This is a genomic window from Salinicola sp., assembly GCF_982684285.1.
In genome coordinates this window covers 2,384-7,769 of the sequence record NZ_CEXLVS010000198.1, presented here as the reverse complement: position 1 = coordinate 7,769, position 5,386 = coordinate 2,384, and the positions used below count along the sequence as shown (strand labels likewise).

General features: G+C 64.8%; 6 protein-coding genes. 4 read left to right on the top strand and 2 right to left on the bottom strand.

Annotated features, from left to right (window positions below; all coding sequences use genetic code 11):
- A partial coding sequence (locus AC3AYF_RS15580) for an AMP-binding protein (protein WP_487779964.1) occupies nt 1–1,229 on the top strand: 1,229 nt, incomplete at its 5' end.
- A 226-nt stretch (nt 1,230–1,455) separates the two neighbouring features.
- On the opposite strand, the gene AC3AYF_RS15575 is transcribed toward AC3AYF_RS15580, so the two are convergent.
- The gene (locus AC3AYF_RS15575; RefSeq protein WP_295040292.1) at nt 1,456–2,190 is read right to left on the bottom strand and encodes an SDR family NAD(P)-dependent oxidoreductase; all 735 of its coding nucleotides are present in this window, start codon (nt 2,188–2,190) and stop codon (nt 1,456–1,458) included.
- A gap of 100 nt (nt 2,191–2,290) precedes the next feature.
- Here AC3AYF_RS15575 and AC3AYF_RS15570 point away from each other — a divergent pair, with 100 nt between their 5' ends.
- On the top strand, nt 2,291–2,635 hold the full coding sequence (locus AC3AYF_RS15570) for a winged helix-turn-helix transcriptional regulator (RefSeq protein WP_295040290.1): 345 nt from the start codon (nt 2,291–2,293) through the stop codon (nt 2,633–2,635).
- A 40-nt stretch (nt 2,636–2,675) separates the two neighbouring features.
- Here AC3AYF_RS15570 and AC3AYF_RS15565 read toward each other — a convergent pair whose 3' ends face one another.
- Nucleotides 2,676–3,101, bottom strand: a complete 426-nt coding sequence (locus AC3AYF_RS15565) for a hotdog fold thioesterase (RefSeq protein ID WP_295040288.1) — start codon at nt 3,099–3,101, stop codon at nt 2,676–2,678.
- A gap of 322 nt (nt 3,102–3,423) precedes the next feature.
- Here AC3AYF_RS15565 and AC3AYF_RS15560 point away from each other — a divergent pair, with 322 nt between their 5' ends.
- Together AC3AYF_RS15560 and AC3AYF_RS15555 are read left to right on the top strand one after the other, a co-directional pair.
- A complete protein-coding gene (locus AC3AYF_RS15560) occupies nt 3,424–4,809 on the top strand; it encodes a GntP family permease (protein ID WP_295040287.1) in 1,386 nt (461 codons plus the stop codon).
- A 4-nt stretch (nt 4,810–4,813) separates the two neighbouring features.
- A partial coding sequence (locus tag AC3AYF_RS15555) for an AMP-binding protein (RefSeq protein ID WP_487779963.1) occupies nt 4,814–5,386 on the top strand: 573 nt, incomplete at its 3' end.

Sequence of the window (5,386 nt, the reverse complement as noted above, 5' to 3'; positions counted from 1 at the left end):
CCCGGCTCAGGCAGGTGGTGTGTCTCGACCCCGAGCTCGCCACCCCGGGCATGTGGCACTGGGAGGAGCTGCGCGCCCTCGCCGACGACGTCTCCGCCGAGCGGTTGGCGAAGCGGCAGGCCGAACTGCAGTTCGACGACCCGATCAACATCCAGTACACCTCCGGCACCACCGGCGCGCCCAAGGGGGTGACGCTGACCCATCACAACATTCTCAACAACGGCTACTTCGTCGGTGGCGGGATGAACCTGCAACCCGGCGAGCGGGTGGTGATCCCGGTGCCGCTCTATCACTGCTTCGGCATGGTGATGGGCAATCTGGCGTGCCTGTCGCACCGCGCCACCGCGATCTATCCCAACGACGGCTTCGATCCCGAGGCGACGCTGCGCGCGGTGGAGGCGGAGCGCGCCCAGGCGCTCTATGGCGTGCCGACGATGTTCATCGCCGAACTCGAGCACCCCGAGTTCGCGCGCTTCGATCTCTCCAGCCTGCGCACCGGCATCATGGCCGGCTCCAACTGCCCCATCGAGGTGATGAAGCGGGTGATCGAGCGCATGCACATGCAGGACGTCACCATCGCCTACGGCATGACCGAGACCAGTCCGGTGAGCCTGCAGACCCGGCCTGACGCCCCGCTGGCCAAGCGCGTCGCCACCGTCGGCACCATTCACCCGCACCTGGAGGTGAAGATCGTCGACCCGGCCAGCGACCAGGTGGTCCCGCGCGGCACCAGCGGCGAACTCTGCACCCGCGGCTACAGCGTGATGCTCGGCTACTGGGACAACGACGAGGCCACCCGCCAGGCGATCGACAGCCAGGGCTGGATGCACAGCGGCGACCTGGCGATGATGGACGACGACGGCTTCGTCGCCATCACCGGACGCATCAAGGACATGATCATCCGCGGCGGCGAGAACCTCTACCCGCGCGAGATCGAGGAGTTTCTCTACACCCACCCGGCGATCTCCGACGCCCAGGTGTTCGGCGTGCCGGACCCCAGGTACGGCGAGGCGGTGGCGGTGTGGGTCCGGCTGGTGGAGGGCGCCGAGCTCGACGAGGAGGCGATCCGCGCCTACTGTCGCGACCGTATCGACCACCACAAGATCCCGCGCTACGTCCGGTTCGTCGACGAATTCCCCATGACCGTCAGCGGCAAGGTGCAGAAATTCCGCATGCGTAAGGCCACCAGTCACGAACTGGGATTGGAGTCGCCATCGGACACGGCCTAGGATTTGTACGAAAAGTCGACGAGCGAAGGCAAGACAAGGCAAAAATCGGTGAACAAGCGGAGTTTACGGGGTGTAAATGAGCGTATTGAGCCGATTTTTAACACCGTATTGCCGAGCGCAGGCAGTTTTCGTGCATAGCCTAATCAACCGCCAAGTCGTGTCCCACCGCGACCCAGGCAACCGGCCCCTTCGGATTGCCACGCCACGACGATCGCACTCGATGACGCTATACCTGTGCGTAGCCGCCATCGACGAAGACCTCGCCACCGGTCATGTAGCTGCTGTCACTGGAAGCGAGAAACGCGGCTACCGCGGCCGTTTCGGCGGGATCCCCCATCCGTCCAAGCGGCGTTGCCTGCATCTGTCCGGTGAGGATGTCGTCGTTCAGTAGCCCTTTCACCGTGTCCGTCTCCGTCAGGCCGGGAGACAGCACGTTGACCCGAATACCGCTGCCTCGGAGATCCTGGGCCCAGCTCCTGGCGAGGTTGCGAACGGCCGCCTTGGAGGCGCTGTAGACGCTCATTGCCGGCGTCCCCGTCACCCCCACCGTCGATCCCGTCAGAATGATCGAACTGCCGGCTGGCATCAGAGGCAGTGCCTTTTGCACCGTGAACAGCGTACCCCTGACGTTGATATCGAACGTCCGGTCGAAATGCTCGGGCGTGATCGCACCGAGAGCCACCAGCTCACCGACCCCGGCGTTCGCGACCAGGATATCGAGACTGCCCCTTTCGGATTTCACCGCCGAGAACAGGCGATCGAGATCTGCCGACTTCGTGACGTCGCCCCGGACGGCACGCGCATGGGAGCCGAGCTCGGCCACTGCCGCGTCGAGCGCTTCCTGTCTGCGCCCGAAGAGATAGACGAACGCCCCCTCCGCCGTGAAGCGCTTCGCCGTGGCCAGGCCGATTCCCGATGCGCCGCCGGTGATCACGGCGGTCTTTCCCTGTAGCTTACCCATCCGTCTGCACTCCTGGTATTGAGAGGAGGCAGGTTAAGAATTAACATTCTTTTCTACAAGTATGCACCTTTTGGTAAGTATCAAAATGAACGAGAAACCCTTGGCACCCTCGCCTTTCATCTGTGGTCTCGACGCCACGCTCCATGTCATGGGCGGCAAGTGGAAGCCGCTTATCCTTCACTTCCTGGCGGGTGGCTCGCTGCGCTACGGCGAACTGAAGCGCAGCATCCGTGGCATCAGTCACAAGATGCTGATTCAGCAGCTCAAGATGCTGGAGCGGGATGGCGTCGTGTCGCGGACGGATCACGGGGAGATTCCTCCCCGCGTGGATTACGCACTGACGCCGCTTGGCCACAGCCTGTGCGAAGCGCTCAGGCCACTGTGCAATTGGGGAGACCAGCACACCGCGACGATCGCCGCCATGCTGGAAAAGCGCGAAGCGTAGCCACCCGCGCGTTCGGCCCAGGGTTGACGGCGTCAGTGAGTCAGCCCCGATTGACCACCGCCATGGTCAGCCGCGACATGCACACCAGCCGGCCGCGCTCATCCTCGATGCGGATCTCCCACAGCTGGGTGGTGCCACCGATATGCAGCGGCCGGGCGCACCCCTCGACCCAGCCCTGGCGCACCGCGCGCACGTGGTTGGCGTTGATCTCCAGGCCCACCGCCATCTTGCTCTCGTCGGCCAGGCAAAGATTCGCCGCAATGCTGCCCAGCGTCTCCGCCAGCACCACCGAGGCGCCGCCGTGGAGCAGGCCGTAGGGCTGGTGGGTGCGCGCATCCACCGGCATGCGTCCGCGCAGGCTCTCTTCACCCAGCTCGGTGAACTCGATACCGATATGCTCGACCAGCGTCCGCCGACACTCGGCGGCGAGGATTTCCAGGGAAGATTCGCGTTTCCAGATCGACATGACAGGGATCTCCGGTGACGACAGCGGAGGAGGCCGACGCCTCCCTCTTTAGGCTAGTTCTCGTATTAACACGTTGACGTTAACGTTAATCAATACCTATCGTCATCTCGTCTCGACGTGGTCCCGAATCGGGCAGGCGTGCTTATTCACACCCTTACCGGGACTTACCCACGACTTATCCACAGCAACTCTCGTTGTCAGCAACGCTCAACCATAACAACGCCCATTCACAACGACGTCCATCCACAACAACGTCCATCCACAACAACAATGCTCTCGCTACCAGTCATGGTGACGGAGCTCCGACCAAGGCCATCGACCCATGAGTACACTGGCTATCGTTGTCTCGCTGATCCTGCTGATCGTCCTCGCCTATCGCGGCATCACCGTGCTGCTGCTGGCGCCGCTGATGGCGTCGCTGGCGGTGCTGCTGTCCGGGGAAGCCGGGCTGCTGCTGCCGATCTACACCGGCACCTTCATGAGTGCGCTCGGCGGCTATCTGATCAAGTTCTTCCCGCTGTTCATCCTCGGCGCCCTGTTTGGCCAGTTGATGGCCGATTCCGGCGCCGCGCATGCCATCGCCAACTGGATCATCAAGCGCCTCGGCACCCGCCACGTGGTGCTGACCGTGGTGCTGGCCTGCGCCATCCTGACCTACGGCGGCGTATCGCTGTTCGTGGTGGCGTTCGCGGTCTTCCCCATCGGCGCGGCGCTGTTCCGCGAGACCGGCACGCCCAAGCGGCTGATCCCCGGTGCCATCGCCCTGGGCTCGTTCACCTTCACCATGACCGCCCTGCCGGGGACGCCCGCGATCCAGAACGCGATCCCGATCCCGTTCTTCCAGACCACCAGTTTCGCCGCGCCGGGGCTCGGCATCATCGCCGGCTGCCTGATGCTGGGGCTTGGCACCTGGTGGCTGCAGTCCCGTGCCAGCAAGGCGATGCGCCAGGGCGAGGACTACGGCCATCACCCCAACGAGAAGATCGACGTCGCCGAGGTGCCCGTCATCGGCACCGTCGCCGCCTTCACGCCGCTGGTGATGGTGATCCTGCTCAACGGCCTGCTGACCTACTGGATTCTGCCGAGCCTCGATTTCTCGCAGCTGCCGGAAGCGCGCTTCGGCGCCCTCGATCCCAACTCGATGCTCGGGCTGTGGGCGATCATCATCGCGCTGCTGGTGTCGTGTGCCTGGCTGGTCGTCACCCGCTGGCGGCACTGGGCGGACCTCAAGGAGACCATCAACAAGGGCTGTTTCGGCTCGATGCTGCCGGTGTTCAACACCGCCTCCGAAGTGGGTTACGGCGCGGTGATCGCCAGCCTGGCCGGCTTCGTGGTCATCCGCGATGCGGTGCTCAGCCTCGCCCCCGGCAACCCGCTGATCTCCGAGGCGGTGTCGATGAACGTGCTGGCCGCCATCACCGGTTCCTCCTCCGGCGGCATGAGCATCGCGCTCAGCGTGCTCGGCGACGACTACCTGCGCATGGCCAACGCGGTCGGTCTCAACCCCGAACTGCTGCACCGGGTCGCCACCATCGCCGCCGGCGGCATGGACACGCTGCCTCACTCGGGCGCGGTGATCACGCTGCTGGCGATCTGCGGCCTCACCCACCGCCAGTCCTATCCCAACATCGCCATGGTCACCATCGTGGTGCCGATGATCACGCTGGTCGCGGTGATCACCCTGGGCACCCTGTTCGGGAGTTTTTGAGCCGATGAACGACGCCCAACCCACCGCACTGCTGACGGCAGGGGTCGAGTACGACCGCCTCTACGATGACTTCGCGTGGGAGGTGCCGGCGCAGTTCAATATCGCCGTCGTCTGCTGCGACCGCTGGGCGGAGGACCCGGAGCGCCTGGCGATGATCGAAGTCCACGACGACGGCAGCGCCCGCGAGATCACCTTCCTGGAACTCAAGCTCGGCGCCAACCGGCTGGCCAACAGCCTGATCGCCCACGGCGTTCAGCACGGTGACCGCGTCGGTGTGCTGCTGCCCCAGCGCCACGAAACCGCGCTGGCGCATCTGGCCTGCTTCAAGCTGGGGGCGATCGCGGTGCCGCTGTTCAGCCTGTTCGGCCCGGAGGCGCTGCACCACCGGCTCGCCGACTGCGGCATGCGCGCCATCGTCAGCGATGCCCGCGGCATGGCGCCGCTCGACTCCGACCAGGTGCGCCTGGTATCGGACCGCAAATTCGGCGTCGGCTGCGATCAGCTGATCACCATCGAGCCGAGTACGAGCGCCGATGCCTTCATGCGCATCCACAACGCCGACGGCGACGAGGTCGAG

What these genes read in the sequence shown, in the direction of transcription:
- AC3AYF_RS15575 (WP_295040292.1), bottom strand. Translation starts at nt 2,190, where the DNA reads ATGGGTAAGCTACAGGGAAAGACCGCCGTGATCACCGGCGGCGCATCG.
- AC3AYF_RS15565 (WP_295040288.1), bottom strand. Translation starts at nt 3,101, where the DNA reads ATGTCGATCTGGAAACGCGAATCTTCCCTGGAAATCCTCGCCGCCGAG.
- AC3AYF_RS15560 (WP_295040287.1), top strand. Translation starts at nt 3,424, where the DNA reads ATGAGTACACTGGCTATCGTTGTCTCGCTGATCCTGCTGATCGTCCTC.